Source organism: Paenibacillus durus (assembly GCF_000756615.1).
Lineage (GTDB): Bacteria > Bacillota > Bacilli > Paenibacillales > Paenibacillaceae > Paenibacillus_AQ > Paenibacillus_AQ durus.
The window spans coordinates 4,086,356-4,111,017 of the sequence record NZ_CP009288.1 but is presented as its reverse complement, the minus strand read 5'-3'; the positions used below and the strand labels follow the sequence as shown (position 1 = coordinate 4,111,017).

The window sequence follows — 24,662 nt, the reverse complement described above, 5'->3', positions numbered from 1 at the left end:
CGAGGTGCCAGGAATGAATATTGAAGTCAATGCGATCTTTCAAATTGCCGGCATCGGCATCATTATCGCCATGATTCATACCGTGCTCAAGCAGATGGGCAAAGAGGATATTGCCCACTGGGTGACCGTCATCGGCTTTGTCGTCGTGCTGTTCATGGTCATCCGGATGCTGGACGGACTGCTGCAGGAAATCAAGACGATCTTTCTTTTTCAATAGGCCGCGCCATGGAAATCATTCAAATCGTAGGAATCGGGCTGATGTCGACCGTCCTCATTCTTGTACTAAAAGAACAAAAGCCGATGTTCGCCTTCTTGCTAGCCGCGGCTACGGGCATACTCATCTTCCTGTTTCTGATCGGCAGAATCGGCGGCGTCATATCCACGCTTCAGCGGCTCGCGGAGTCTTCGGGCATGGAGACCGTATATCTAAAGACTGTGTTCAAAATTATCGGGATCGCCTATATCGCGGAATTCGGAGCCCAGATCGTACGCGACGCGGGCCAGGAATCGATCGCTTCCAAAATCGAACTGGCCGGGAAGGTGCTGATTATGACGCTTGCTGTGCCGATCATCGGCATCATTATTGAGACGGTCATGAAACTGCTGCCAGCGTAAAAGGTGTCATTAGGTCAAGCCCATCCGCAATCGAAAGGAGCAACGGCAATGGAAAAGCGCGGCATATTCCGTCCTCCCAAACTTGGTGCCGCGCTGCTGCTTCTCTGTCTCGTGTTGATCGGATGGAGCCGGGCTGCCGCCGCATCGCCTGCGGACGAAGCCGGAATGACCGCAGGCCAAATCGGGAATAACCCGGGCCAAACGGAGACTTATACGGGCCAAGCCGGGACTAGTCCGGTCGAATCCGGGAATTCAGCCGATCAAGCCGGAGCAGCGGCGGAGCCGGCCGGGGCTTCAGCGGTGTCAAGCGGGGCGCAAACCGGTCAGGCAGAAACACCCATTGACCAGTGGGTAAAGAGCCAGGTGGACGAACTGCCCAAAGACGAGGTCGAGAGGTACTGGGATCAGCTGATGAAGGATTACGGCGGTTTTTTTCCGGATGGGGCCACACCTTCGCTCATGGATATGCTGCTACCGGGCGGGAAAGGGCTTAGCCTGCAAAATGTGCTGTCGGGACTCTTATCTTACATGTGGCATGAAGTGCTCTACAACGGCAAACTGCTCGTCACGATCGTCATGATCAGTGTAATGAGCATGATTCTGGAGACGCTGCAAACGGCGTTTGAGCGAAAGATGGTCAGCAAGGTGGCGTATACGATCTGCTTCATGGTGGTGCTGGTTATCGCGGTCAACAGCTTTAATGTCGCCATCGGCTATGCCAAGGACGCCATCGACCGGATGATCGACTTCATGATGGCGATGATACCGCTTCTGTTCGCTCTGCTTGCTTCTATGGGCAACATCGTAACCGTCTCGGTGACCCATCCCCTGATCGTGTTCATGATCCATACGATTGGCACCCTGATTCATACTATGGTGTTTCCGCTGCTGTTCTTCTCGGCGGTTCTGCATCTGGTCAGTTCCATCTCAGACAAATATAAGCTAACCCAGCTTGCAAATCTGCTGAGAAATATCGGCACTGGGGTGCTTGGCGTCCTGCTGACCGTCTTCCTGGGCGTTATCTCCGTCAGAGGCATTACGAGCTCGGTTACGGACGGAGTAACGCTCAGGGCGGCTAAATACATTACTGGAAATTTCGTACCCGTCATCGGCAAAATGTTCGCGGACGCCACCGATACCGTCATATCCGCTTCATTGCTGGTGAAGAATGCGATCGGTCTGTCAGGCGTAATCATCATCCTGTTCCTATGCGCGTTCCCGGCGATCAAAATCCTTGTGCTGGCTATCATTTACAACGTAGCCGGGGCCGTGATGCAGCCGCTCGGCGACACGCCGATCGTATCCTGCCTGCAGACGATCGGAAAGAGCATGATCTATGTGTTCGCCGCCTTGGCCGCCGTGTCGCTCATGTTCTTTCTGGCGGTCACCATCATGCTGACGGCCGGAAACGTCACGGTCATGATGAGATGACGGCATACAAGGGAGGTGGATTATGAGCTGGCTGGGAGGATGGCTGCGGGAAATCATTTTAATCGTGCTGCTGGCGACATTCGTCGAACTTCTGCTCCCGAGCAAGTCGATGGAGCGTTATGCCAGGCTTGTGCTCAGCCTGCTGATTCTGCTGACGCTGCTCGGCCCCATCGTCTCGCTGTTGAAAGGCAGCGCGGCGTCCGAGCTCAGTCTGGCCCTCAGCCGGTCGGACGGCGGGACATCCGGGCAGACCGGGACGGCAGCTGCGGAGCTTCAAAAAATTTTGGCCGACGGGCGAAGGCTCGCCGCAGGCAGCAGGGACCAAAGCCTAAAGCTGGCCGCGCAGCAAATCGCCGGACAGATGAGAGATCAGATTGCCGCAGAGACGGGGAAGCATGGAGCGAATGTGAACGTAACGCTCGCTCTGACGAATGAGGCGGACGCTACATGGGCTCCGGCCATAACTCAGGTGGTTGTCACGCTTCCCGGTGAAGCAGGCGCCGCTCAAGGCAATGCGCCCGGTGGACCTGGCAGCGGCGGAAGCACTCCGATCATGGTTCAGCCCGTGGAGGATATCAAAGTTAAACTTGGCGAGGGAGAGAATAGGCCGAAGGAACAGGACGCAAGCGCAGGCCGGGCCGATCTGGCGGTATCCGGGACGGACGAGGGAGGCGGATCTGGCGGTGCGGACGCCCAAGCGGTAACGGCGCTGCTGGAGAAGAACTGGAGCCTTGATCCCGGCAAGATAAAAGTAGTGGGCGGCGGCACGGACAAATTATAACGACAGGGTTCATCTGACGGGAAATGGAAGGAGGGCAAACGATAGTGGGCAATTGGCTGAAGAAGCTGGAGCAGCTGGTCGGCGGCGGGACGGACAATCCGAAGCGAAACCATACGTTCCGCTGGCTGATCATCCTGGGTCTCCTAGGCGCGGCGATTATGCTGTTCAATTCCTTTGTTAATGTGAAGAAGCTCGACAGTGAGAATACGGGGAGAGGATCGCCGCAAACTCAGAACTCGCAGGCGGCCATGCAGGAGGAGACGGGGGAAAGCACAAGTTCGTTTGACGGCATTGAGCGCGAAATGGAGAACCAGATGAAAGGTATTCTGGAGCAAATCGTCGGGGTCGGCACGGTGGATATTATGGTGACCGTGGATTCCACCGAGGAGGTCGTCGTCCAGCGTAATGTGAACGATTCCCAGCAGCTCAGCGAGGAGACCGACGCGAACGGCGGCAAACGCCACACGACCACGTATACGAGAGACGGCGAAATCGTCACCTACACCCAATCCGGAGACGAGACGCCGATTATTACCAAAAGAATCAAGCCTCAGGTTCGCGGTGTGCTCATTGTCGCCAAGGGAGCCGAGAACAAGGTGGTGAATAGGCTGATCATGCAGGCGGTCGAAAAAGCGCTGAACGTCCCAAGCTACCGCATTTCCGTTGTGCCGCGCAAGCAGGAATAAGAAGCGCGATAGGCTATGGTTTCGGCAGACGAATCTGAAGGAACAGCAAAAAGGAGGAAAAGTAATGAACGGCAAAAGACAAACAATCTGGTTGGTGTCTATGCTCAGCTTAATGGTAGTCCTCTCCGCTTACTATTTGTTCACGGAGGACTCGGGCGTCTCTTCGCCCAAGGATACGGCCGGCACGATTCAGGTGGATACCGTCAAAGATACGGCGGGGGCTGCGCTTCCGTCGACAGCTGACAGCGGCGCGACTGCAAGTGAAGTGACTCCGCAGGGCGGCGATTCGGCCGCTGATCCGAATGCGTCCTCGGATTCGGCCGCGGCCGCCGATCCAAATGCCGCGGCAGACCCGAACGCCGATTCAAATGCCGCGGCAGACCCGAACGCGGCACCAAGCTCAGCGGAAGACGCTTCGAGCTCCGCGCCGGCGGGAACGGATGACGGCAAATCCGCGGCAGACCCGGCAGCGGATGCCGGTAAGGATCAGGCATCCGCCTCGGCTCCCGCCGCTTCCGCGAAACCGGACACGGCCTCATCGGATAGCGGTAAGGATGCCGCATCGGCAGACAGCGGCGTATCGAAGGACGATGCAGCCGTTCTGAATGAAGTCGCATCGCAAAGCACTTCGGCCTCCAGTCTGTTCACCAACTACTTATACGAACGCGAGCAGAAGAACCTGAAAGAACAACATGATCTGCTGGCTGCGATCAATGATATGGACAAATCGCCGGCGGACAGCGCGGCGGCGCAGGAGCAGCTGCATCAGCTGGAAGAGAAGGAATCCAGAATCAACGGAATCGAAGAAAAGCTTCAACAAGAGTACAGCGAAGCAATCGTCAAGGAAGGAAGCAATGATTCCTACAAGGTGGTTGTGCTCAGCGACAAGCTGGATGTGAAACAGGCGGCTTCGATCATCGATCTGGTTATGAAAGAGCTGAGCGTTTCACAGGATAAAGTAAGCGTACAGCATGTATCGGAGCAGTAATACGAACATAAAATTACGCAGGAATTGGCGAAAGAGCTCGGGTTGTCCCGGGCTCTTTCTATTTCCTCCGTTTGTGATATAATACATAAAGTTATCATGGAAAATAGGTGGATTAGCTTTGCAGCTAACCTTTGCCCTATGTTTTTGCGAGTGACGTGTTGACGCCCCCGAAAGGGCCGCGAAGCCGTTTCATCTTATCCGCCGAGTTGGCGGGTTCGACAGAAAGCTGAAGGAGTGAACTGATCGAAATGTTCAAATTAAGTGAAATTAAGGAATTGATCGAATTGCTGGACCAGACCTCTTCCGTGCATGAACTGGAGATTGAAAGCGAAGGAATGAAGCTGGCTATCCGCAAACCGGACCGTTCCGAGGCTGCTGAAGCGCATGTAATTCCGGCAGCGCCTTTTCCTTACCCCTTTACGCCCGCTCCACAGCCGCCCGTTCCGCAGCAGATTGCCGGGCAAGCTGCCGTCAGTCCCGCCGCTCCGCAAGCGGAGACGATCTCTACTCCCGCAGAGGGAACCTTACATAAAATCGTTTCTCCGATGGTGGGAACATTCTACACCGCAGCTTCGCCGGATTTACCTCAGTTCGTAAGCGTTGGCGACCGGGTGACCGAGAAGTCGACGGTGTGCATTATCGAAGCGATGAAGCTGATGAACGAGCTGGAAGCGGAAGTCCGCGGGGAAATCGTGTCCGTACTTGCGGAGAACGGCCAGCTTGTGGAGTACGGCCAGCCCTTGTTCCTGGTGAAGCCGGAATCTTAGAATCGGGAGGAAAGTAATGAATATACAAAAAGTGTTGATCGCCAACCGGGGGGAAATTGCCGTTCGGATTATTCGCGCCTGCCGCGAATTGGGCATTTCAACCGTTGCGGTCTATTCGGAGCCCGACCGCGATTCGCTGCATGTCCGGCTGGCCGACGAAGCTTATTGCATCGGACCGACAGCTTCCAAGGACAGCTATTTGAATTTTACGAATATTATGAGCGTCGCCACCCTGACTGAATGCGACGCCGTCCATCCAGGCTACGGCTTCCTTGCCGAGAACGCCGATTTCGCCGAGATTTGCGGTTCCTGCAATATCATATTTATCGGTCCGTCCCCTGAAGCCATCACCCGGATGGGTGACAAAGCTGTGGCGAAAGATACGATGAAGCAGGCCGGCGTTCCGGTCATTCCCGGTTCCGACGGTCTTGTGGACGATGTGGAGGAAGCGATGCTGCTTGGCAGAGAGATTGGTTACCCCATTATCATCAAGGCTACCGCCGGAGGCGGAGGCAAAGGCATCCGTATCGCCGAAGATGAGGAATCGCTGGTCAAGCAGATTACTGCCGCCCAGCAGGAAGCGCAGAAGGCATTCGGCAACGCCGGAGTCTATCTGGAGAAATACCTGACCGGCATGAAGCATGTCGAAATCCAGATTATCGCCGATAACCACGGCAACGTTGTCCATCTGGGCGAACGGGACTGTTCCGTGCAGCGCCGCCGCCAGAAGCTGGTGGAGGAGGCGCCTTGCTCTGTTCTTACGCCGGATATCCGCCAGGCTATGGGAGAAGCGGCTGTCCGCGCCGCGCTGGCCGTAAATTATTCCGGTGCGGGAACGCTTGAATTTCTGCTTGGCGCAGACGGGCAGTTTTACTTTATGGAAATGAACACCCGTATTCAGGTTGAGCATCCGGTTACCGAAATGGTAACGGGAGTGGATTTGATCAAGGAAATGATTTCGGTGGCCGAGGGCAACCCACTTTCATTCACCCAGGAGGATATCGTCATTAACGGCTGGTCGATCGAGTGCCGCATCAATGCGGAAGACCCGGCCAAGAATTTCATGCCTTCTCCGGGCAAGATCGGCTTTTACCTGCCTCCGGGCGGACTTGGCGTCCGTGTGGACAGTGCCGCGTATCCCGGCGGAACGATATCGCCTTTTTATGATTCCATGATTGCAAAGCTCATCGTCTGGGCGCCTACGCGCCAGGAAGCGATTTTCAAGATGAAGCGGGCTCTGGGCGAGTTCGCCATTGAAGGTATACATACCACAATCCCCTTCCATCAAAAATTGCTGGAGCATCCCGTATTCCTGGACGGCCATTTCGATATCAAGTTCCTTGAAGAAAATGAAATTTAGGGCGAAGCCGCATTGTTTGTCATAAACTTCGCCAAATGATATAGTATGTTTAATGGAGAGACGTGCTTTAAGCTTGCCATCATGAACAAATGTGAAAGGTGTGGGGGACAAAATGAGTACACTGCCGACAGAATTTGAACGTACGGAAATCGGTGAAATCCAGATCGCTCCCGAAGTGATTGAGGTGATCGCGGGCCTTGCGACCGTTGAGGTTAAAGGCGTAGCGGGCATGAGCGGCGGATTTGCCGGAGGCATTGTCGAGCTGCTGGGACGCAAGAACCTTTCAAAAGGCGTTAAGGTGGAAGTCGGACAGCGCGAGGCTGCGGTGGACGTCTCCGTGATTATCGAATATGGAACCCGTCTCCCGGAAGTGGCGGCGGAAATTCAGCGAAACGTCAAACGGTCCATCGAAACGATGACAGGCCTGACGGTAGTAGAAGTGAATGTGCATATTCACGACGTCCAGTTCAAGAGTGCGGAAAAGAACACTGCTGCCGATGATACCGAATTTGCCCTTCGTGTGAAATAAGGACTTCCGGTCTTCATTAAACCCCCGACGGTCAAGTCGAGGGTTTAGTCTACTTTGAGGAGGTTAATAGGCTCGTGGCCAAAATTTTAGACAGACTTTTGCTGTTTATTTACAGCTTGAGCGTTGGAACATTATCTGTTATTGCCATCCTCCTGTTAAGCGGTGTTCTTCCGCGGAGTCTGGAGATCCGGAACTGGGAAACCGCTTATATCGCCGTGATTGTTGCGGCGGTGATTTTGTTCCTGCTCAGTATCCGGTTCTTCTACATCTCCATTCGCCGGGAGCGGACATCCAGTCTGTCGGTCGATCAGCGGACGGAGTACGGAGATATTCAGATTTCCATGGAAACGATTGAGAATCTCAGCCTAAAGGCGGCCGGAAGAGTCAAGGGCATCCGCGACCTGAGATCGCGTATTCGCGTCTCCCAGGCGGGACTTGAAATTATGATTCGCGGTGTAGTGGACGGCGAGCATTCGCTGCCGCTTCTGACTTCGGAAGTACAGCGGCAGGTGCATGAATATGTGCAGGATACGACGGGCGTTCCGGTTGCCGACGTGTCCGTCTATATTGCCAATCTTGCCCAGGCGCCCAGCTTCAAAAGCCGAGTGGAATAGAGGTGAATTTCCCTTATGCCTTGGAGAGAAATATGGGGAAGTCACGGAGGTAGAATTGCCGGAGTGGCCTTTGGCTTAATTCTTGGCATCATTTATTTAATTAGCGGTTTCTGGGATATGCTGTTCTTTGCACTGGTTGTGTTCATCGGATATACGCTTGGCGGCAGAAAAGACGCGCAGGCTCCACTGTTCCCGTGGCGGGAGCTGCTGGAGCAGTTGTCGGGCCGCTGGCGTCCGTTCAAGTGAACCGCGCTAAAGCCTTTCTTTCGGAGCGAACTGGTCATCCTGTGTTTCTGTGCCCGAAAGAAGGGCGGTGCGGTTTTTTTGCGTGCTGCAGAGATCATTGGAGTGTGCTGATTTCTAGAGAGACTGGAAAATCTTCATCTAATTTGAGTATTTCGGACGGGAACGGGGTATTATGCTGAAATTATAGGGAGTTTTTCCAGCTGTCTAATTCATATATGACGTAGAGGGAAATTGAACGGGAGTATTTCCGCTATCCTTGTTACTTGAAGCATGATTAATTTAAAGGAGGAACAAATGAAAAGACGTATAGCGAGAGAAATTATCGTACAAAGCCTGTATCAGATGGAAATGAACGAGGTGGAAAGCGGCGAAGCGGTGGAAATGCTGCTGGAAGAGGCGGCGGAGGAAAATGAGACCGAGCGCGTTATTTCGGACGAGCTGCAGCTAAAGGATTATGTGCTGGACCATGTGAACGGCATTTGGGAAGCTAAGCCTGCGATTGACGATATGCTGGAGCATTATTTGAAGGGCTGGCAGATGAGCCGGTTGTCCCGCGTCGACCGTCAGATTTTAAGGCTAGCCGCCTATGAAATGATTTATCGGAATGACGTTCCGGCAAAGGTTGCCGTCAATGAGGCGATTGAGCTCGCCAAGCATTTCGGCACCGAGGATTCCGGCAAATTCGTCAACGGTGTGCTGGGAAAAATGATTCAGGATCTGGAAGAACTGAAGACAAACCGTTCCAAAAAATGAAGTTGTTTCACTAAAAGATGTTACGATGCGCCTGGTGCGCCCTTTTTTCACGAAAAGACAGCCTAACAACTATCAAAGTTCATCAAAGGGGAGATCGTGTCATGACAGCAGCAATCATCAGCGGTAAACTGGTTTCCGAAGAGATTCGTGTGGATATTGCCCGGGAGGTTGAGGCACTTGCGGCGCGCGGGGTCAAGCCTGGCTTGGCTGTAGTGCTTGTAGGTGAGGACCCGGGTTCCCAGGTATATGTGAACAGCAAGGAAAAAACCTGTATCAGCCTTGGCTTCCATTCGGTAGTTCATCGGCTGCCCGCTTCGACTTCCCAGGAAGAACTGCTCTCGCTCGTTGACGAGCTGAACCACGCGGACGAGATAGACGGCATTCTGGTGCAGCTTCCGCTGCCGAAGCACATTAATGAAAAAGCTGTGATCGACGCCATCTCCGTAGAGAAGGATGTTGACGGTTTCCATCCGGTTAATGTAGGCAACCTGGTCATCGGCGATGACAGCCTGCTGCCTTGTACGCCTGCGGGCGTAATCGAATTAATCAAGCGTACAGGCATCGACCTTTCCGGCAAGCATGCCGTCGTTATCGGCCGCAGCAATATTGTCGGCAAGCCGGTGTCCCTGCTGCTGCAGCGCGAGAACGCTACGGTCACGATGTGTCATTCCCGCACGAGCAATATGGCCGAGCTATGCCGGATGGCTGATGTGCTGGTGGTGGCGATCGGCCGGGCCAACTTTATCGATGCTTCCTATGTGAAGCCGGGTGCGGTCGTTATCGACGTGGGCATGAACCGGCTTGATAACGGCAAGCTGGCCGGAGACGTTGACTACGACAGCGCGAAGGAAGTTGCAGGCTACATAACGCCGGTTCCTGGCGGCGTAGGGCCGATGACCATTACGATGCTGATGGTCAACACGCTGACCGCGGCGAAGCGCCGCCACGGACTGGAATAGGACAGGCATCATGGCGGAGCGGAAGGTATATTCCATTAAAGATCTTAACCGTTACATCCGCATGAAGCTGGACTCGGATCATCTGCTCTCCGATGTGTGGATACGCGGGGAGATCTCCAACTTTACGCATCATGGCAGCGGACATATGTATTTTACGCTGAAGGATGAGAGCAGCCGCATCAAGGCGATTATGTTCGCTTCCCATAACCAGCGGCTGCCTTTTGTGCCGAAGGAAGGTTCGCGGGTTATCGCCAGGGGCAATGTGACGGTATACGAGAGGGATGGGCAGTACCAGTTCTATGCGACACATATGCAGCCCGACGGCATCGGCAGCTTGTATCTGGCCTATGAGCAGCTGAAGAAGAAGCTGGAGCAGGAGGGACTGTTCGCGGCGGAGCTCAAGCGTCCGCTGCCCCGTTATCCGCGCTGCATCGGCGTCGTTACGTCGCCGACGGGCGCGGCGGTTCGGGATATTCTAATTACGCTGCGCAGACGGTTTCCGCAGGTGGCTATTGTGCTCTATCCCGTTCTTGTGCAGGGTAAGAGCGCGGCGCCTTCCATCGTGAAGGCCATCCGCGATCTGAATGCCATGGGCGAGGCCGATGTGCTCATCGTGGGCCGCGGCGGCGGCTCGCTGGAGGAGCTCTGGGCCTTTAACGAAGAAGCGGTAGCGCGGGCGATTGCGGCCTCGGATATTCCGGTTATCTCAGCCGTCGGCCATGAGACTGACTTTACGATCGCCGATTTCGCGGCCGATCTGCGCGCCGCGACGCCCACGGCCGCAGCGGAGCTGGCCGTGCCGCATGCTGCGGAGCTGGCTGCGCAGCTCCGCCAGCAGCAGCGCCTGCTGCGCCAGGGGCTGCAGCGGCGCGCGCAGCGCGGGCGCGAGCGGCTCGCGGCGCTGCAGCGCTCGCCGGTGCTGGCCAGCCCGCGCCGGCACCTGCTCCAGCACGCGCAGCGGCTGGACATGCTGCGCCAGCGGCTCGGCCGAGCCGCCGAAGCGCGGCAGGCGCGGGCCCGCGAGCGTCAGGCGGTGCTGCATCACCGCCTGGAGCGTTACAGCCCGCGCGAAGGCATCACCGCCGCGCGGCGCCGGAGCGACGCGGCAAGGCGCGAGCTGGCCGCCGCCATGAGAGCGCGTCTGGCGGACAAGCGCTCCCGCTTTGCGGCGGAGCTTAAGGCGCTGGACGCGCTCAGCCCGCTGAAGGTCATGGCGCGGGGGTACAGCCTTGTCTATGATGAGAAGGAACGGCATTTGATCAAATCGCTGAACGAGGTCCAGCTCGGCGACCTGGTGGTCGTCAAGCTGGCCGACGGTCAGCTGGATTGCCAGGTATGGGGTATGAAGGAGGATGCGAAGGATCATGGCGAAGGAAGAAGCGGAACTGGGGTTTGAGGAGGCAATGGACCAGCTTGAGCTGATCGTACGTGAACTGGAGCAGGGCGACGTTCCGCTGGAGAAAGCGATCGACCTGTTTCAGCAGGGGATGAAGCTCTCGCAGCTGTGCGGAGCCAAGCTTGAGCAGGTGGAGCGCAAGATCGAAATGATTGTGGAAGAAGACGGAGAACTGCGCAAGAAGCCGTTTGGCTCCTCGCTGGAAGGGGACGGCGATGACTCCTTTTAATAACGGCCTTCCCGAGAATGAACCGGCAGAAGCTCAGAGTGCTGAATCCGTAAATCGTGAGCCTTTAAATCAATATATCGCCGGTGTGGGCGATCTCGTCTCGGGTGAGTTCAGGGCGTTATTCCCACCGCATTGGGAGGTTCCCGATAAACTGGCGGAAGCGATGAACTATTCGCTTCTAGCCGGCGGAAAGCGCCTCCGCCCTCTGCTCGTTATCGCGGCGTGCGAAGCGATCGGAGGACATCGGGAAGCGGCGCTTCCAGTGGCCGCAGCGATTGAAATGGTGCATACGTATTCATTGATTCATGATGATCTGCCCGCGATGGACGATGATGATTACCGGCGGGGAAGGTTAACGAACCATAAAGTGTACGGCGAAGCGGCAGCCATATTGGCGGGAGACGCCCTGCTGACGCATGCCTTTTACAGCGTCGTACAGGCCACCCGCAGGTACGGGGTACCTGCAGAGAGCGTGCTGTCCATTGTGGAGGATCTGGCGGAAATGGCCGGTCCGCGCGGTATGGTCGGCGGGCAGGCGGCTGACATGGAGGGAGAGCAGGGACTGACCGATCTCGAGAGCCTGCGCTACATTCATTTACATAAGACGGGCGATCTGATCGTCTTCTCGCTGCTCGCCGGAGGGCGGATAGGTGGAGCTTCGGAGGAGCAGCTTGAGGCCTTGCGCCGGTTCGGTGTCAGCATCGGGCTTGCTTTTCAGGTGCAGGACGACATCCTTGACCTCGTCGGCGACGAAAGCAAGCTTGGCAAGAAGACGGGGAGCGACGTGAAGCAGCAGAAGGTGACCTACCCTTATTTCATCGGGCTGGAGGCCTCCCGCCGGGAAGTGGAGCGGCTGACGGAAGAAGCCAAGACCGCCGTGCGAGCAGGAGGATTTGCCGACGGGTCGCGCCTGCTCGAAATTGCAGATTACTTAATGTCCAGAGATCATTAAGCTTTACGCAAACGGCTGATTTCGATAGCCGTTTCATATATGTTATAATGAAGGCTATACTTTACAACATCAGGAAAGCGGGGAGATCACGTGCTGCTTCCACAACTGAATGATCCTAAGCAACTGAAATCGCTATCGATCGAACAATTGAATACTCTGGCGGAGGAAATCCGCGGGTTTTTGATTGAGAAGCTGTCTGTGACCGGCGGACATCTCGCCTCCAATCTGGGAGTAGTGGAACTCACGCTGGCCCTGCATTACTGCTACAACAGTCCAAGGGATAAATTTATTTTTGATGTCGGACATCAGGCGTATGTCCACAAAATATTGACCGGCCGTAAGGACCGGTTCGATTCGCTGCGCAAGCAGAACGGTCTCTGCGGCTTTGTCAAGCGGGCCGAAAGCGAACATGACGTATGGGAAGCCGGCCACAGCAGCACTTCTCTCTCTGCCGCGATGGGTATGGCTATGGCCCGGGATTTCAAGGGAGAGGACAACAAGGTTATCGCGGTGATCGGCGACGGGGCTCTCACCGGCGGTATGGCCTTCGAGGCCCTAAACCATATCGGACATGAACGCCGCAAGCTGATGGTTATTCTTAACGATAATGAAATGTCCATCGCGCCCAATGTCGGAGCTATGCATAACTATTTAAGCCGGATTCGCTCTGACCGGCATTATTTACGGGCCAAGGATGAAGTGGAAGGGCTTCTAAGGAAGATTCCGGCCATCGGCGGCCGGTTGGCGAAGACTGCGGAACGGATGAAAGACCGCCTCAAATATATGATGGTTCCCGGCGTTCTGTTCGAGGAACTGGGCTTTACATATCTTGGACCTGTGGATGGACATGATCTTACGACTATGATCGATACATTCCATCAGGCCGACAATGTGGCGGGTCCCGTGCTGGTGCATGTGCTCACTACGAAGGGCAAAGGCTATAAGCCGGCGGAAGCCGATTCCTATAAATGGCACGGCATCACGCCGTATAAGATTGAATCCGGCCAGGTACTGAAAGCTGTAGGCAATCCTATGTATACGGAAGTATTCGGCGAGACCTTGATTGAGCTTGGGCGCCAAGACGAGCGGCTGATCGCCGTGACTCCGGCGATGCCGGGAGGTTCGGGCCTGTTTCCGTTCTCGAAGGAATTTCCCGGCCGGATGATTGATGTGGGTATCGCGGAGCAGCATGCGGCGACGCTGTGCGCTGCGCTGGCGATGGAGGGAATGAAGCCGGTATTTGCGGTCTATTCCACTTTTATGCAGCGCGCATACGACCAGATTGTACACGACATCTGCCGGCATAACGCGAACGTGATGTTCGCCATCGACCGGGCGGGATTTGTCGGAGCAGACGGGGAGACGCATCAGGGGGTATACGATATCGCTTTTATGCGGCATATCCCGAATATTGTGCTAATGATGCCCAAGGATGAGAACGAGCTGCGCCATATGATGAAGACGGCGCTGGAATATAATGAAGGCCCGATTGCATACCGTTATCCCCGCGTGAATGGCACCGGAGTAGCGCTTGATCCGGAGCTTCGCTGCCTGCCGATCGGCTCGTGGGAGCGGCTTCGTCCGGGCGATGACATTGCCGTTATTGCTTGCGGACCGATGGTGCAGTTGGCCGAAGAGGCGGCAGACCAGCTCAAACGGGAAGGAATCCAGGTTGGCGTTGTCAATGCCCGGTTCTTGAAGCCTTTGGACGGTTCCATGCTGCAGGGTCTTGCCCGGGCCGGAACGAAGATGGTCGTGCTCGAAGAAGCGAGCCAGGCGGGGAGCCTAGGCAGCGCTGTGCTCGAGTATTATGCTGAACATGGACTGCATACTGTCAGCGTTGAATTGATGGGCGTGCCGGATATATTTGTCGAGCACGGCTCGATTAAGGAGCAGCGCCAACTGACGGGACTTACCGTTGAAGCGCTATGCGGACGAATCAAATCGATGAGGGCGGCAAGCTCTTATCCTTACGGCAAGACAACTACGTCTTCGTAAGCTTGCGAAGATGCGAGAATAGAAGTTGGAGATGACTATGGAGCACGGTAAAGAAAAAGAACGGAGCCCTAAGGAAAGAATCGACGTTCTGCTCGTCGAGCAGGGCTTCTATGAAAGCCGCGAGAAGGCCAAAGCGGCCATAATGGCTGGCCTGGTGCTAGCCAATGAAGAACGCATCGAGAAAGCCGGCATGAAGGTGCCGCGAAGTGCTGTCCTTAAGGTGAAAGGCGCTGTACACCCTTATGTCAGCAGGGGAGGGCTCAAGCTTGAAAAGGCGCTGCGCCTTTTTGGCATCGATGTTTCGAGCCGAACAATGCTGGATATCGGCGCTTCCACCGGAGGATTCACCGATTGCGCGCTTCAGAACGGAGCAAGCTATGTTTATGCCATCGACGTAGGCTATAACCAGTTGGACTGGTCGCTGCGCGAAGATGAACGGGTATGCGTCATGGAACGGACGAATTTCCGGTATATGACGCCGCCCGACCTCAAAGGCCCCGTTCCGGATTTCGCCAGTATCGATGTTTCTTTCATCTCCCTAAAGATCATTCTTCCTCCGCTCATGGCGCTGCTGGACCGCCCCGCCGACATTGTAGCGCTGATCAAGCCCCAATTCGAGGCCGGTCGGGAAAAGGTCGGCAAATCCGGTGTTGTACGCGATCCGGCGGTTCATCGGGAAGTGCTGGAGAATGTGCTGACAATGGCGCGTGACCTTGGCTTTATTCTCAAGGGCCTGACTTTCTCGCCGATCACGGGCGGTGAGGGCAACATCGAATTTCTGGCTCACTGGCGTCTTGAACAGGAAGGCGTACACGATAGCGGCGAAGCCGCTGACCGGGGGGAAGTGTCCCACGATCAGGCTTCCTCCGAGTCTTACGGCGATTTTGCCGCAATCGCGAAAGACGTGGTGGCGGAAGCCGCGGGCACGTTCGGCGGTCAGGCATCCACTCATGGAAACTCATCGAGAAGATGAGTTTCTTTTGGCTATTAGGAGGGATTTTGCCCTATCTGCTCGAATAAATCACCGAGGTGATTCGGATGTCGGGTAGCCCGGACAAAGCGGTTATGGCGGTGATCGGCGTTGGGCTGGCGGTATGGGTCGTCTACCGCATTTATGTATGGCTCCAGAGCTCGCCGCGTTCCTTTTTGCAGGATCATATTCCGCTGAATGATGAGATTAACCCCCACCCGGCTGTAAGTTTGCTGGAAGATGCAGGCTACGAAGTTGTCGGCGGCAAGCTGAAAATTCCGCTGTCCTTTAACGTTGACGGCGCTCCGCTGTACAGCCGGCTGTTTGTCGATTACATCGCTGCAGCGGAGGATGGCACACAGTATCTCGTCGTGCTTGCTCGTCCGCGCCGTCCGGTGGAGTGGACCGGAAGCGGACTGCGGGATATGCTGCTTCCATATCTTTTGATTTATCCAGGGGTTGGGGGTCTGCTCTATGTGAATGCTCCGGCCGCCACGGTCAACGTGATCACTTTTGGCAGGGATGATGGAGAGAATGATTAGCACTTTTTAAATATACGGGAGGCTATTAATGAAAGGTCAAAGACATATCAAGATACGAGAAATCATTACCCATAGGGATATTGAAACACAGGATGAGCTGGTTGAAGCGCTTCGAAACGCTGGTTTTCAAGTTACCCAGGCAACCGTGTCCCGAGATATCAAGGAACTGCTGCTAATCAAGGTTCCGATGGATGACGGGAGATATAAGTATTCGCTGCCAACCGATCAGCGCTACAATCCGACACAGAAGCTGAGACGGGTGCTCGTGGACAATTTTGTGCACATCGACTACTCGGGCAATCTGGTTGTTATGAAATGTCTGCCTGGAACGGCCAACTCCGTCGCCGCGCTGATCGACAGTATCGAGTGGCCGCAAATTATGGGGACAATCTCCGGTGATGATACGATTTTGATTATCTGCCGGGAGACGGAGGACAGCAAAAAAGTAGTATCACAAATCATGGGTTACATTTAATTTAAGTATCAGCGTTAAAAAAGACCCCTTCCTCTATATGCATGGGATGAATCGGCTCCGGACAAGGGAGGGTCTTTGCCCTCTTCATTGTCCGCTATCTTCAAGCATCTTGTTCGATCTATTCCATAGCCATTTTTACGCCCCCCTTCGGATGTTTCACATTTGCGCATTAATTTCGTTCTTCTCGCCTGACAGTAACTTTTTTACTGAAAACCCCTTGACTCCGAACCTATGTTCGGTCATACTTTGAGCATGGCCGTGTAAATCTTAAACGAATTTGCCGGGAAGCCAAATTAGCTTGGCTAACGTCTTTTTGAGTAGAATGGACTTTACAAGAGCTCCCTTTCGCTAATCATTAGTATGAGGGAGAGTTCATAGGGCATGTTATTTATGCGTCGGAGGTGCAATATTTGTGCTTGAAACATTATCCATTCGCAACCTGGCGGTTGTCGAGTCGGTAGATGTCTACTTTTATCCGGGCTTTCACGTGCTTACCGGTGAGACGGGCGCGGGCAAATCAATCATCATTGATGCGCTTGGATTGATTGCCGGGGCCAGGGGCTCGGCGGAATCCATTCGCTACGGCTGCGAGAAGGCGGAGATGGAAGCCCTGTTCAGCCTGCCAAGCGGACATTCGGTCTGGAGCACGCTGGAGAAGCTCGGAATCAGGGCGCAGAAAGAAGAGCATTTAATTATACGCCGGGAGCTGAATTCCCAGGGAAAGAGTACTTCAAGAGTTAACGGCCAAATGGTAAATCTGACGATGCTGCGTGAAATTGGTGAGCAGCTTGTCAATATCCACGGCCAGCACGAGCACCAGAATCTGCTTAGACCGGAGCGGCATCTGGGGCTGCTGGATACGTATGGAGAATCTGTAATCGGACCGCTTAAGGCGGAATACCAGGAGAAATATTCAAAGTTTGCCCAGGTGGAGAAAGAACTTCGCGAGCTGCAGGATTCGAGCCAAAAAAGCTATCAGATGCTTGATCTGTACCGGTTTCAATTGGAGGAGATCTCTTCTGCTGCCTTAAAGCCGGGAGAAGATGAATTACTTTCCGAGGAAAGGGTCAAACTATCCTATAGCGAGAAAATGATGGATTCCATCTCCGGCGCTTACGAGCTGCTGAATGGCCGTCAGGGGCTTGAAGCGATCAGCAACGTTATTTCCTCCTTGGAAGAAGTTGTCCGTTATGATGAAAAAGCGCTAAAGCCTGTTCTGGAACAGCTTCAGTCCTCTTTTTATCAATTGGAGGATGCCTCTTTCCAGCTGCGCGATTACCGCGAAGACATTGAGTTCAACCCGGCAAGGCTGGAAGAAGTGGAGAATCGGCTTGATCTTATCTCCGGCCTGCGGCGTAAATACGGCGACAGCGTGGAGCAAATTCTGGAGTATTACGAGCAGATCTCCCGTGAAACCGATTTACTTGAGAACAAGGACGAACATTTGGAGAAACTTACGGTTAAGCGGGACGTCCTGCTTAGCGAACTGATGGAGACAGCGGTGCAGCTTAGCGAAGCCCGGCGTCAGTGTGCGGCGGATCTGGCGTCACAGGTCGAAGGTGAACTGAAGGACCTTCAAATGGAGCGGACTTCCCTTGAAGTTAAGATTGATACGCTTGATGATCCACGGGGAGTTGAATATGAAGGACGCCGCATCCGGTTGACCCGGCAGGGTATAGACAGCGCCGAGTTCATGATTTCTCCCAATCCGGGCGAGCCGCTGCGTCCGTTGAGCAAAATTGCTTCGGGCGGAGAGCTGTCGCGTATCATGCTGGCAATGAAGAGCATCTTCGCAAGGCATGAGGATATCCCTGTTCTGATATTCGACGAAGTGGACACCGGGGTCAGCGGACGTGCAGCGCAATCCATCGCCGATAAGCTGTACCGGCTGTCCTCAACATGCCAGGTCTTCTCCATAACTCACCTGCCGCAGGTGGCCTGCATGGCGGACCATCAGTATCTTATCCGTAAAAAGGTGCAGGAAGGCCGTACAATGACCGAGGTGGAGGCCCTGTCCGAAGATGGACGGGTTAAGGAGCTGGCCAGAATGCTGGGCGGTGTGGAGATTACTGAAAAAACGCTGCATCATGCGCAGGAAATGCTTAATCTGGCGGAGGCCAGCAAGGCTGGGGAAGCCCAAGCGGTTAAGTATTGACAGTAATAAAAGCCTGGGGGCAGGGTTATCTTATAGGTACGCAATTGGCGACCACTTTTTTCGTCAAGCGAAAGAAGCAAAAGGGAGCGTGACAGCCTTTGAAGCCCAACCTCAGGAAGTTAATGCCAGGTCTTTTATTTGCCTTCTTTCTTAGTGTTTCAGGTTTGACCGTTCCGGGTTCCGGCTATGCCTCGAATGCCGAAATAAATCACGGACACGCAGCGGCCCAGAACGGAGCAGAGCACGACATTAGGGTATATCCCGGCGGGCAGACAATCGGCGTTAAGGTGAAGTCGGCAGGCGTGCTGGTTGTGGGACATCATCTTGTCGACGTGTCGGGGCAAACTAAAATATCACCGGGCGAGACGAGCGGACTGCTGCCGGGCGATCTTATGGTATCCATTGATGGCGTCAAGCTGAACGAGATAAGCAGGGTGTCGGATCTGGTAAAGAGGGCAGGAAATACCGGCAGCGAACTCAACATCCGTTATATTCGTGAAGGTAAGGAACGAACAGCCAGACTCAAACCGGCTTATGATCGAAATGACAAGGTATGGCGGCTCGGCTTGTATATCAGGGATTCCGCCGCAGGCGTCGGAACACTGACTTTTTATGCCCCACACGAGGGTGTTTACGGAGCGTTGGGTCATGTTATTACCGATATGAACACCGGTACTCCTATTGTCGTCGGGAGTGGTCATATCGTGGAATCGAACGTAACCTCTATCTCCAAAAGCCATAACGGCGACCCTGGAGAGAAACGTGCAGTTTTCATGAAGGAAGGTCAAGTGCTCGGCAACGTTGAAAGCAACACCGATTTCGGGATTTTCGGCAAAATGGGGCGTAATCCGGATCATAGCCTGTACCGTGAACCCATTCCTGTGGCTATGAGCAGCGAAGTCAAGGAAGGTCCCGCGCAAATTCTTACCGTAGTCGAAGGCCAGCGGGTCGAGCGGTTCAACGTTGAAATTATCCATGTATCCCGCCAACAGGAGCCGGCTACTAAAGGAATGGTCGTGCGGATCACCGATTCCAGACTGATCGATAAGACCGGAGGCATTGTGCAGGGCATGAGCGGCAGCCCTATTCTTCAGCAAGGCAAGCTGGTCGGTGCAGTGACACATGTCTTCGTCAATGATCCTAAATCCGGTTACGGTTGTTTCATCGAATGGATGCTCAAAGATTCGGGGGCGGCACAGCAGCATAGTTTTCAACCAAATCTTAAGGCGGTTTAGCCTTAAGATTTTTTTGTCGAACGTTCATGAAGATAATCGAATGGTGTAATAAAAATATTAATTATAAATCATGGCTAAAAAAAAATAAAGAAAAATAATTTTCGACAGAAGGAAATTCATTCCACATGTCGAAATCATTATGCAGAGAAGATAAAATGCTGTTTGATAAAAGCAGATATTCATAAGGAGGAAACAACCAGTGCAAAATATTGAAGTGTTATTGGCTGATGATAATCGGGAATTCACTAATTTGCTTGCTGAGTATATTTCCGAACAGGAAGACATGACTGTAACTGGAATTGCGTACAATGGTGAAGAAGTAGTTCAATTATTAAGTCAAGCCCGCAAGATCCCCGACGTTCTTATCCTTGATATCATTATGCCGCATCTTGACGGACTGGGTGTACTCGAACGCCTGCGGGAGCTGGATTTGAATCCCCAGCCAAAGATCATTATGCTGACGGCCTTCGGTCAGGAAAATATCACACAAAGAGCGGTGCAGCTCGGAGCGTCGTACTACATCCTGAAACCGTTTGATATGGAAGTGCTCGCGAATCGTGTACGTCAGCTTGTTGGAACCCAGAGCGGCAATGTCACGGCCAGTTCTCCTTCCGGTTCTCAAATCTTCTCGTCGGTCAAATCCAATGTCGTTCCGCTGTCCAAAGGTAAAAATTTGGATGCCAATATCACTTCGATCATACATGAAATCGGTGTTCCTGCGCATATTAAAGGATATCAGTATTTGCGTGAGGCCATTACGATGGTATACAACAATATTGAAATTCTTGGTGCCATCACAAAGACACTCTATCCAGCCATCGCCGAAAAATTCAAGACAACGCCGTCACGCGTAGAGCGGGCGATCCGCCACGCTATCGAGGTAGCCTGGACGCGGGGCAACATCGACTCCATCAGCCATCTGTTCGGCTATACGATCAATATCAGTAAGTCCAAACCGACCAATAGCGAATTTATCGCGATGGTGGCAGACAAGCTGCGGATCGAGCATAAGGTGTCTTGAAAGCCCGGTGTTACGCGGAATGAGGACGATAGATAGGACGTTTGTTCCCGTCAACTTGTCCGTACGTTGAGCGGAGATTCCGATAAACTATCGGTGCGCGACTCCGCTAAACTTTCCGTATTCGCCTCGTACAGTAGCGCATATTTATCGGTCGTTTAGCTATCGAAATCATACCGCAAATCAGCGGCTTGTTCAAACATGCGCTCGATCCTTTAACGGGGTCGGGCGCTTTTTTGCGTTATTCAGTAATCGAAAATAAACACAGGTGTGATCCTGACAATCCCCTACAAGTCAAGATATAATCTAATGTTGGCCGAAATTTTACACAGAAAGGTTGTTTGGAATGGTCAACAGTTACGAATTTGCGCGCAATGCTGGGTCGGGGGATATGCGTCTAGACGAATTATTTGAAATCTTTATTTATGCGAAGCTCTCCGAGGGGAAATCCGAACGGACGATAGAGTCGTATACGGAATACTACCGATATTTCTGCCGATATCTTGATAGCTGCGGAATAGAGAAGGTGTACTCGTCCGTAACGCCGAGCTTATTGCGCAACTACATGGGTTGGATGCTTTACGGACAGCGAAAATGGGACGGGCACAAACACAAGAGCGAAAAAAACATGACTCAAGGTTTATCCCCTACGACGGTCAATACGAAAATGAAAGCAATTAAAGCTATGTTTAGATTTTTGCACGAGGACGGGGTTATCCCTCATAACCCGGCTGCGCGCGTAGGTAAGGCTCGCGAAACGGAGAATGAGATACGGATACTTACGGTTGAAGAACTGCAGCGTCTTCTTAGAGCGCCAGATAAGGATACATACCCAGGTTTCCGGGACTATGTAGCGCTGCATGTTTTAATAGACAGCTTTGCACGAGCGGGTGAGTTGCTGTCACTTAAAGCTTCAAACGTGGACTTTAACCGAGGAGTGCTCCATTTTGAGGCCGACATCGTTAAGACGCGTAAGGGGCGGTCTGTTCCTGTATCGAGCTATACACTAAGGCTTTTAATGATTCTAATCCATGAGAACGCAAATTTCGAATCAGAGTATATATTTTTAACAAAGAAGGGAAGGCCGTTGCGTGATGATCGGCTTAGAGAGCGCATTAAGCTACACGCGAAAAATGCCGGCATTGACGCGAATGTATTTTTACATCAGTTCAGGCACACGGCCGCTGCGATGTTTATGGACAAGGGCGGATCACTGCGTTGTTTGGCCGCTATGTTAGGTCATACAGACCTGCGGTCAACAATGCGGTATACGATGCCTACTGACCGGGCGCTGAAAGAGCAGCATGCGGCCTTTTCTCTGATGAACGACGTTGTAAGTCCGCTGTAAAAAACGGTGATAGGGAGTAAAAGAGTGGCCGGAAAGCCCCGCGAGGAGCCGACCGGCTTTTTCTTCGGAGGCAGACCGGCTTACCGTTCGCCCTTGTACTCGCGCTCGTCAACGTCAGGGAAGGCGCTTTCCCATAGTTTATACGTCTTATGTAACGTCCTTTCTCCGTTTTTGTAAAGGTGAACATTGGCATATCCGTATTCATCACCGTTCCGATGACGGGCGCGGCCGAGCTTAACCGATATAATACGGCCGGACCGCGTGACCTCGTACACTCCTTCGTAGTCTTTAATTGCACGTTTTTCCTCGTCCACATTAACGCCCCGCTTTCGCTTTAAATACGTACTCACTTCATGCGTAGTAGTGATAACGACTTGAATGTTTCTGGCTTACACAAGAGTTAAGGTCACAGAACTTGGGATAACACTACAACGCCTTGTAATTGTTCTAATATGCTTTTGTCAACCATCTTCGTAAACTCCCTGTATTGCTCTCTATGTCCCAGGATTACCGTAACAGCACTAAGGTCGAACTTGAAATCCCCCTTAACACGCCATTCACGTTCGTGAGTCCAGTCCGTAATTTTCTTGCTATTCGAGAGATCGAAATCAACTATCCTCCACCAATCAGACGGAGGGAGGAGTTTTTTGGCAACTTCGCTTTGTTCATAAAAACAAGGCCTGCCACCTTGTCTATAGATATACAACTTATAAAAACACAGGCCATTTGCGGAATACCGAAGCTTTCCTCCTAACTCTTTTCTATACACCCCTTCATGATAGACATTCTGGCTAATCCCAGAAAGAGGCGCATCCTGAAAACACACGGCAGGGCTGTCGCCCACAATAAACCCTGTGCTTTTTTCGCTTCCTCGTATACAACGGTCTTCAAGAATTTTAACTAAATTATGGACATTGCTCGGAGAACCGTTGCGCTTAGTTAAATGTACAAGTGATGAGCTCATGTCAGTTCTGTTGTGTAACCTTCTCTCCCATTTATCCTTGTCGTAGGACATTTCTTTAACCTCCATATTCAACAATGTTCACTAAAGGGGATTTACTTTCTATTTTCTCCGTCATTTCGCCGTGAAATCAGCGTGTGTCAACCTGCAGTGTCCGTCCGGAATGATTAGGTAGGGTATGCGAGGAAAGACGCTAAAAAGCCGCGTTCCTACGGTGAGGGCGCGGCAGGTTATGTATTATTCTTTCTCGATCGTAATCAACTCGGATATGTCGTCAATTTCTAATGCATCGGCTATTTTCGCCAGATGTTCCCGATTAATGCCTGTGCGCATGTTGTTCGTAAGCTCACTTATTGACGCTTGGCGCACTCCGGACATTTTCATCAATTCAGTTTGTGTTATTCCCCTCGATTGAAGAACCTCGTCTAGTTTAACGCGAATTTTTCGCACCACGCTCACCGTCCCTAAACCCATTATACCCAAAGAGAAAAATATCGTAAATCAGATGTTGACAATATACGAATATACGTATAATATTAAGCCATCGGATATACGAATATACGTAAAATTATATAGGAGGTTTCAAAAATGACTAACCTAATCTCAATAATCGCAGCCAATATAGAAGTCTCCCCGTCCCCGAGCCGCGCATATTCACGCGTAGCCGTCCGTAACCGCCGGGCCGCCCTCAAGGGCGCGCTTTGGCTCGGTCTTAAAGCGGCCGCAACCTTATCAGCGGTCTTCGTACGTGAATTATTCCTATAACAACGTAACAACTTGGCCGGCGGGCATACGCGGGAGGGGAACTATGGCGAGATTGCGGGAAATGGTTCGTTGGGATGCGAATACGATCCGCGACGGAATCGGATATGTAGTTTTCTGGCGCATAGGTCGTAGATGGGAAAGTGAAACGCTTTGGTTAGATGAAAATGACGGCATCGCGCCAGAAGACCGAGAAACGATCAACCGCATATTGGAGCAGGATGAAAACGCGATAGCGGTTAATGGCTACCATTGCGGACAGCTTAGCGCAGATATGACGGTTGAAGAAATCGAAAAGTGCATTCGCTGGATTTACGATGAAAAGCGTAATCTTCTCATACACTTCATCGCCGCGCCACAGCCAGAGGGAAACCGGTCTAAACAATGTAAGCCTAATGCTTCCCTGTCGCGGAAAGGAGTGACGTTAATGCCACGCAAGAAAGCCGCATCCGAACGTTTGAACTATTATCTACGCAAACTTGGCGAATACGGCGCGCGCCTTGAGGCCGACCGCAACTATGACGAATGGGGATGGCGCCGCTACCGCCTTAACGCGTACCGGAATCGCGTGTACAAGCTGCTTAACTGCGAGAGAATGCGGGAGCTGCGGGCTAAATACGGAAGGGGAAACCGCCAATGAAACGGACTAAACGTATTGTGACAGTAGTATACGAATATGACAGCGCAGAGGAAGCCGCGCAGCACCGCCGCATAATGGAGGCGGACGAATGGATTGCGCACGAAATTAGCGTAACCAGCGTCTTGACTACGATGTACACGTTGGAATTAGCGGAGGAGGATGGCGTATGAAAAAGATGAACGCATATTGCGTACTAAGCGTAAAGTAAACCGCCTGATGAGCGCCTAGCGCCTTGGACCCGCTGCGGTGCGG

General features: G+C 53.0%; 30 protein-coding genes. 27 read left to right on the top strand and 3 right to left on the bottom strand.

Features of this window, described 5'->3' with window-relative positions; translation table 11 throughout:
* Positions 1 to 13: 13 nt before the first annotated feature.
* The 24 genes from spoIIIAC (at position 14) to PDUR_RS17615 (ending at position 22,047) form a co-directional block, all read left to right on the top strand.
* On the top strand, positions 14 to 217 hold the full coding sequence (gene spoIIIAC / locus PDUR_RS17730) for a stage III sporulation protein AC (RefSeq protein WP_025335735.1): 204 nt from the start codon (positions 14 to 16) through the stop codon (positions 215 to 217).
* Between the two features lie 8 nt (positions 218 to 225).
* Entirely contained in the window at positions 226 to 615 is a 390-nt protein-coding gene (spoIIIAD, locus tag PDUR_RS17725; protein WP_042207476.1) for a stage III sporulation protein AD, read from the top strand.
* Between the two features lie 48 nt (positions 616 to 663).
* Positions 664 to 2,046, top strand: coding sequence for a stage III sporulation protein AE (gene spoIIIAE / locus PDUR_RS17720; protein ID WP_233277386.1), 1,383 nt, complete (start codon positions 664 to 666; stop codon positions 2,044 to 2,046).
* A gap of 22 nt (positions 2,047 to 2,068) precedes the next feature.
* Positions 2,069 to 2,827 carry a stage III sporulation protein AF gene (gene spoIIIAF, locus PDUR_RS27395; RefSeq protein ID WP_052410275.1) on the top strand — a complete coding sequence of 253 codons (759 nt, stop codon included), beginning with the start codon at positions 2,069 to 2,071 and terminating at the stop codon, positions 2,825 to 2,827.
* A gap of 44 nt (positions 2,828 to 2,871) precedes the next feature.
* Positions 2,872 to 3,513, top strand: a complete 642-nt coding sequence (gene spoIIIAG / locus PDUR_RS17710) for a stage III sporulation protein AG (RefSeq protein ID WP_042207474.1) — start codon at positions 2,872 to 2,874, stop codon at positions 3,511 to 3,513.
* A 64-nt stretch (positions 3,514 to 3,577) separates the two neighbouring features.
* A complete protein-coding gene (locus PDUR_RS17705) occupies positions 3,578 to 4,501 on the top strand; it encodes a SpoIIIAH-like family protein (RefSeq protein ID WP_042207473.1) in 924 nt (307 codons plus the stop codon).
* Positions 4,502 to 4,749: 248 nt separating this feature from the next.
* Positions 4,750 to 5,268 (top strand): acetyl-CoA carboxylase biotin carboxyl carrier protein, encoded by a 519-nt coding sequence (gene accB, locus PDUR_RS17700; RefSeq protein WP_042207472.1) that lies wholly within the window; start codon positions 4,750 to 4,752, stop codon positions 5,266 to 5,268.
* A gap of 16 nt (positions 5,269 to 5,284) precedes the next feature.
* Entirely contained in the window at positions 5,285 to 6,628 is a 1,344-nt protein-coding gene (gene accC, locus PDUR_RS17695) for an acetyl-CoA carboxylase biotin carboxylase subunit (protein ID WP_042207471.1), read from the top strand.
* A 112-nt stretch (positions 6,629 to 6,740) separates the two neighbouring features.
* The gene (locus PDUR_RS17690) at positions 6,741 to 7,157 is read left to right on the top strand and encodes an Asp23/Gls24 family envelope stress response protein (RefSeq protein WP_042207470.1); all 417 of its coding nucleotides are present in this window, start codon (positions 6,741 to 6,743) and stop codon (positions 7,155 to 7,157) included.
* A 74-nt stretch (positions 7,158 to 7,231) separates the two neighbouring features.
* Positions 7,232 to 7,771, top strand: coding sequence for an alkaline shock response membrane anchor protein AmaP (gene amaP, locus PDUR_RS17685; protein WP_042207469.1), 540 nt, complete (start codon positions 7,232 to 7,234; stop codon positions 7,769 to 7,771).
* Positions 7,772 to 7,786: 15 nt separating this feature from the next.
* Positions 7,787 to 8,017, top strand: a complete 231-nt coding sequence (locus PDUR_RS17680; RefSeq protein ID WP_042207468.1) for a DUF2273 domain-containing protein — start codon at positions 7,787 to 7,789, stop codon at positions 8,015 to 8,017.
* A gap of 294 nt (positions 8,018 to 8,311) precedes the next feature.
* Positions 8,312 to 8,770: a transcription antitermination factor NusB gene (gene nusB, locus PDUR_RS17675; RefSeq protein ID WP_042207467.1), complete on the top strand. Its 459-nt coding sequence runs from the start codon at positions 8,312 to 8,314 to the stop codon at positions 8,768 to 8,770.
* Positions 8,771 to 8,871: 101 nt separating this feature from the next.
* Entirely contained in the window at positions 8,872 to 9,729 is an 858-nt protein-coding gene (gene folD / locus PDUR_RS17670) for a bifunctional methylenetetrahydrofolate dehydrogenase/methenyltetrahydrofolate cyclohydrolase FolD (protein WP_042207466.1), read from the top strand.
* A 10-nt stretch (positions 9,730 to 9,739) separates the two neighbouring features.
* Positions 9,740 to 11,125: an exodeoxyribonuclease VII large subunit gene (gene xseA / locus PDUR_RS17665; protein ID WP_042207465.1), complete on the top strand. Its 1,386-nt coding sequence runs from the start codon at positions 9,740 to 9,742 to the stop codon at positions 11,123 to 11,125.
* Positions 11,094 to 11,354 (top strand): exodeoxyribonuclease VII small subunit, encoded by a 261-nt coding sequence (xseB, locus tag PDUR_RS17660; RefSeq protein ID WP_025691555.1) that lies wholly within the window; start codon positions 11,094 to 11,096, stop codon positions 11,352 to 11,354. The genes xseA and xseB overlap by 32 nt, the downstream gene beginning before the upstream one ends.
* Positions 11,341 to 12,306 (top strand): polyprenyl synthetase family protein, encoded by a 966-nt coding sequence (locus tag PDUR_RS17655; protein ID WP_081949572.1) that lies wholly within the window; start codon positions 11,341 to 11,343, stop codon positions 12,304 to 12,306. The genes xseB and PDUR_RS17655 overlap by 14 nt, the downstream gene beginning before the upstream one ends.
* A 90-nt stretch (positions 12,307 to 12,396) precedes the next feature.
* On the top strand, positions 12,397 to 14,304 hold the full coding sequence (gene dxs, locus PDUR_RS17650; protein ID WP_042207464.1) for a 1-deoxy-D-xylulose-5-phosphate synthase: 1,908 nt from the start codon (positions 12,397 to 12,399) through the stop codon (positions 14,302 to 14,304).
* A 37-nt stretch (positions 14,305 to 14,341) separates the two neighbouring features.
* The gene (locus tag PDUR_RS17645) at positions 14,342 to 15,277 is read left to right on the top strand and encodes a TlyA family RNA methyltransferase (protein ID WP_042207463.1); all 936 of its coding nucleotides are present in this window, start codon (positions 14,342 to 14,344) and stop codon (positions 15,275 to 15,277) included.
* 65 nt (positions 15,278 to 15,342) lie between these two features.
* Entirely contained in the window at positions 15,343 to 15,816 is a 474-nt protein-coding gene (locus PDUR_RS17640; protein ID WP_042209465.1) for a hypothetical protein, read from the top strand.
* Between the two features lie 28 nt (positions 15,817 to 15,844).
* Positions 15,845 to 16,291, top strand: coding sequence for a transcriptional regulator AhrC/ArgR (ahrC, locus tag PDUR_RS17635; RefSeq protein WP_042207462.1), 447 nt, complete (start codon positions 15,845 to 15,847; stop codon positions 16,289 to 16,291).
* 412 nt (positions 16,292 to 16,703) lie between these two features.
* Positions 16,704 to 18,446 carry a DNA repair protein RecN gene (recN, locus tag PDUR_RS17630; protein ID WP_042207461.1) on the top strand — a complete coding sequence of 581 codons (1,743 nt, stop codon included), beginning with the start codon at positions 16,704 to 16,706 and terminating at the stop codon, positions 18,444 to 18,446.
* 98 nt (positions 18,447 to 18,544) lie between these two features.
* Complete coding sequence (spoIVB, locus tag PDUR_RS17625) at positions 18,545 to 19,681, top strand: SpoIVB peptidase (protein ID WP_042207460.1); 1,137 nt, start codon at positions 18,545 to 18,547, stop codon at positions 19,679 to 19,681.
* 199 nt (positions 19,682 to 19,880) lie between these two features.
* The gene (gene spo0A, locus PDUR_RS17620) at positions 19,881 to 20,702 is read left to right on the top strand and encodes a sporulation transcription factor Spo0A (protein ID WP_042207458.1); all 822 of its coding nucleotides are present in this window, start codon (positions 19,881 to 19,883) and stop codon (positions 20,700 to 20,702) included.
* Between the two features lie 343 nt (positions 20,703 to 21,045).
* Positions 21,046 to 22,047: a tyrosine-type recombinase/integrase gene (locus PDUR_RS17615; RefSeq protein ID WP_042207457.1), complete on the top strand. Its 1,002-nt coding sequence runs from the start codon at positions 21,046 to 21,048 to the stop codon at positions 22,045 to 22,047.
* Positions 22,048 to 22,127: 80 nt separating this feature from the next.
* Here the strand turns inward: PDUR_RS17615 and PDUR_RS17610 are convergent, their stop codons facing one another.
* The 3 genes from PDUR_RS17610 to PDUR_RS30105 all read right to left on the bottom strand — a co-directional run bounded on the left by PDUR_RS17610 (position 22,128) and on the right by PDUR_RS30105 (position 23,482).
* The gene (locus tag PDUR_RS17610; protein WP_042207456.1) at positions 22,128 to 22,361 is read right to left on the bottom strand and encodes an NUMOD4 domain-containing protein; all 234 of its coding nucleotides are present in this window, start codon (positions 22,359 to 22,361) and stop codon (positions 22,128 to 22,130) included.
* A gap of 92 nt (positions 22,362 to 22,453) precedes the next feature.
* Positions 22,454 to 23,062, bottom strand: a complete 609-nt coding sequence (locus PDUR_RS17605) for a hypothetical protein (protein ID WP_042207455.1) — start codon at positions 23,060 to 23,062, stop codon at positions 22,454 to 22,456.
* A gap of 183 nt (positions 23,063 to 23,245) precedes the next feature.
* Positions 23,246 to 23,482 (bottom strand): helix-turn-helix domain-containing protein, encoded by a 237-nt coding sequence (locus PDUR_RS30105; RefSeq protein WP_042209463.1) that lies wholly within the window; start codon positions 23,480 to 23,482, stop codon positions 23,246 to 23,248.
* Between the two features lie 114 nt (positions 23,483 to 23,596).
* On the opposite strand from PDUR_RS30105, the gene PDUR_RS28840 reads away from it, so the two are divergent.
* From PDUR_RS28840 to PDUR_RS28835, 3 genes are read left to right on the top strand one after another with little or no spacing between them, the layout of a single operon-like run.
* Complete coding sequence (locus PDUR_RS28840; protein WP_156130494.1) at positions 23,597 to 23,773, top strand: hypothetical protein; 177 nt, start codon at positions 23,597 to 23,599, stop codon at positions 23,771 to 23,773.
* Positions 23,774 to 23,816: 43 nt separating this feature from the next.
* Positions 23,817 to 24,410, top strand: a complete 594-nt coding sequence (locus PDUR_RS27390; RefSeq protein WP_052410274.1) for a hypothetical protein — start codon at positions 23,817 to 23,819, stop codon at positions 24,408 to 24,410.
* Complete coding sequence (locus PDUR_RS28835) at positions 24,407 to 24,580, top strand: hypothetical protein (protein ID WP_156130492.1); 174 nt, start codon at positions 24,407 to 24,409, stop codon at positions 24,578 to 24,580. Before PDUR_RS27390 ends, PDUR_RS28835 begins: the two co-directional genes overlap by 4 nt.
* Positions 24,581 to 24,662 lie beyond the last annotated feature (82 nt).

What these genes read in the sequence shown, in the direction of transcription:
- spoIIIAC (WP_025335735.1), top strand. Translation starts at nt 14, where the DNA reads ATGAATATTGAAGTCAATGCGATCTTTCAAATTGCCGGCATCGGCATC.
- spoIIIAD (WP_042207476.1), top strand. Translation starts at nt 226, where the DNA reads ATGGAAATCATTCAAATCGTAGGAATCGGGCTGATGTCGACCGTCCTC.
- spoIIIAE (WP_233277386.1), top strand. Translation starts at nt 664, where the DNA reads ATGGAAAAGCGCGGCATATTCCGTCCTCCCAAACTTGGTGCCGCGCTG.
- spoIIIAF (WP_052410275.1), top strand. Translation starts at nt 2,069, where the DNA reads ATGAGCTGGCTGGGAGGATGGCTGCGGGAAATCATTTTAATCGTGCTG.
- PDUR_RS17705 (WP_042207473.1), top strand. Translation starts at nt 3,578, where the DNA reads ATGAACGGCAAAAGACAAACAATCTGGTTGGTGTCTATGCTCAGCTTA.
- accB (WP_042207472.1), top strand. Translation starts at nt 4,750, where the DNA reads ATGTTCAAATTAAGTGAAATTAAGGAATTGATCGAATTGCTGGACCAG.
- accC (WP_042207471.1), top strand. Translation starts at nt 5,285, where the DNA reads ATGAATATACAAAAAGTGTTGATCGCCAACCGGGGGGAAATTGCCGTT.
- PDUR_RS17690 (WP_042207470.1), top strand. Translation starts at nt 6,741, where the DNA reads ATGAGTACACTGCCGACAGAATTTGAACGTACGGAAATCGGTGAAATC.
- PDUR_RS17680 (WP_042207468.1), top strand. Translation starts at nt 7,787, where the DNA reads ATGCCTTGGAGAGAAATATGGGGAAGTCACGGAGGTAGAATTGCCGGA.
- nusB (WP_042207467.1), top strand. Translation starts at nt 8,312, where the DNA reads ATGAAAAGACGTATAGCGAGAGAAATTATCGTACAAAGCCTGTATCAG.
- folD (WP_042207466.1), top strand. Translation starts at nt 8,872, where the DNA reads ATGACAGCAGCAATCATCAGCGGTAAACTGGTTTCCGAAGAGATTCGT.
- xseA (WP_042207465.1), top strand. Translation starts at nt 9,740, where the DNA reads ATGGCGGAGCGGAAGGTATATTCCATTAAAGATCTTAACCGTTACATC.
- xseB (WP_025691555.1), top strand. Translation starts at nt 11,094, where the DNA reads ATGGCGAAGGAAGAAGCGGAACTGGGGTTTGAGGAGGCAATGGACCAG.
- PDUR_RS17655 (WP_081949572.1), top strand. Translation starts at nt 11,341, where the DNA reads ATGACTCCTTTTAATAACGGCCTTCCCGAGAATGAACCGGCAGAAGCT.
- PDUR_RS17645 (WP_042207463.1), top strand. Translation starts at nt 14,342, where the DNA reads ATGGAGCACGGTAAAGAAAAAGAACGGAGCCCTAAGGAAAGAATCGAC.
- PDUR_RS17640 (WP_042209465.1), top strand. Translation starts at nt 15,343, where the DNA reads ATGTCGGGTAGCCCGGACAAAGCGGTTATGGCGGTGATCGGCGTTGGG.
- ahrC (WP_042207462.1), top strand. Translation starts at nt 15,845, where the DNA reads ATGAAAGGTCAAAGACATATCAAGATACGAGAAATCATTACCCATAGG.
- PDUR_RS17615 (WP_042207457.1), top strand. Translation starts at nt 21,046, where the DNA reads ATGGTCAACAGTTACGAATTTGCGCGCAATGCTGGGTCGGGGGATATG.
- PDUR_RS17605 (WP_042207455.1), bottom strand. Translation starts at nt 23,062, where the DNA reads ATGTCCTACGACAAGGATAAATGGGAGAGAAGGTTACACAACAGAACT.
- PDUR_RS30105 (WP_042209463.1), bottom strand. Translation starts at nt 23,482, where the DNA reads ATGGGTTTAGGGACGGTGAGCGTGGTGCGAAAAATTCGCGTTAAACTA.
- PDUR_RS28840 (WP_156130494.1), top strand. Translation starts at nt 23,597, where the DNA reads ATGACTAACCTAATCTCAATAATCGCAGCCAATATAGAAGTCTCCCCG.
- PDUR_RS27390 (WP_052410274.1), top strand. Translation starts at nt 23,817, where the DNA reads ATGGCGAGATTGCGGGAAATGGTTCGTTGGGATGCGAATACGATCCGC.
- PDUR_RS28835 (WP_156130492.1), top strand. Translation starts at nt 24,407, where the DNA reads ATGAAACGGACTAAACGTATTGTGACAGTAGTATACGAATATGACAGC.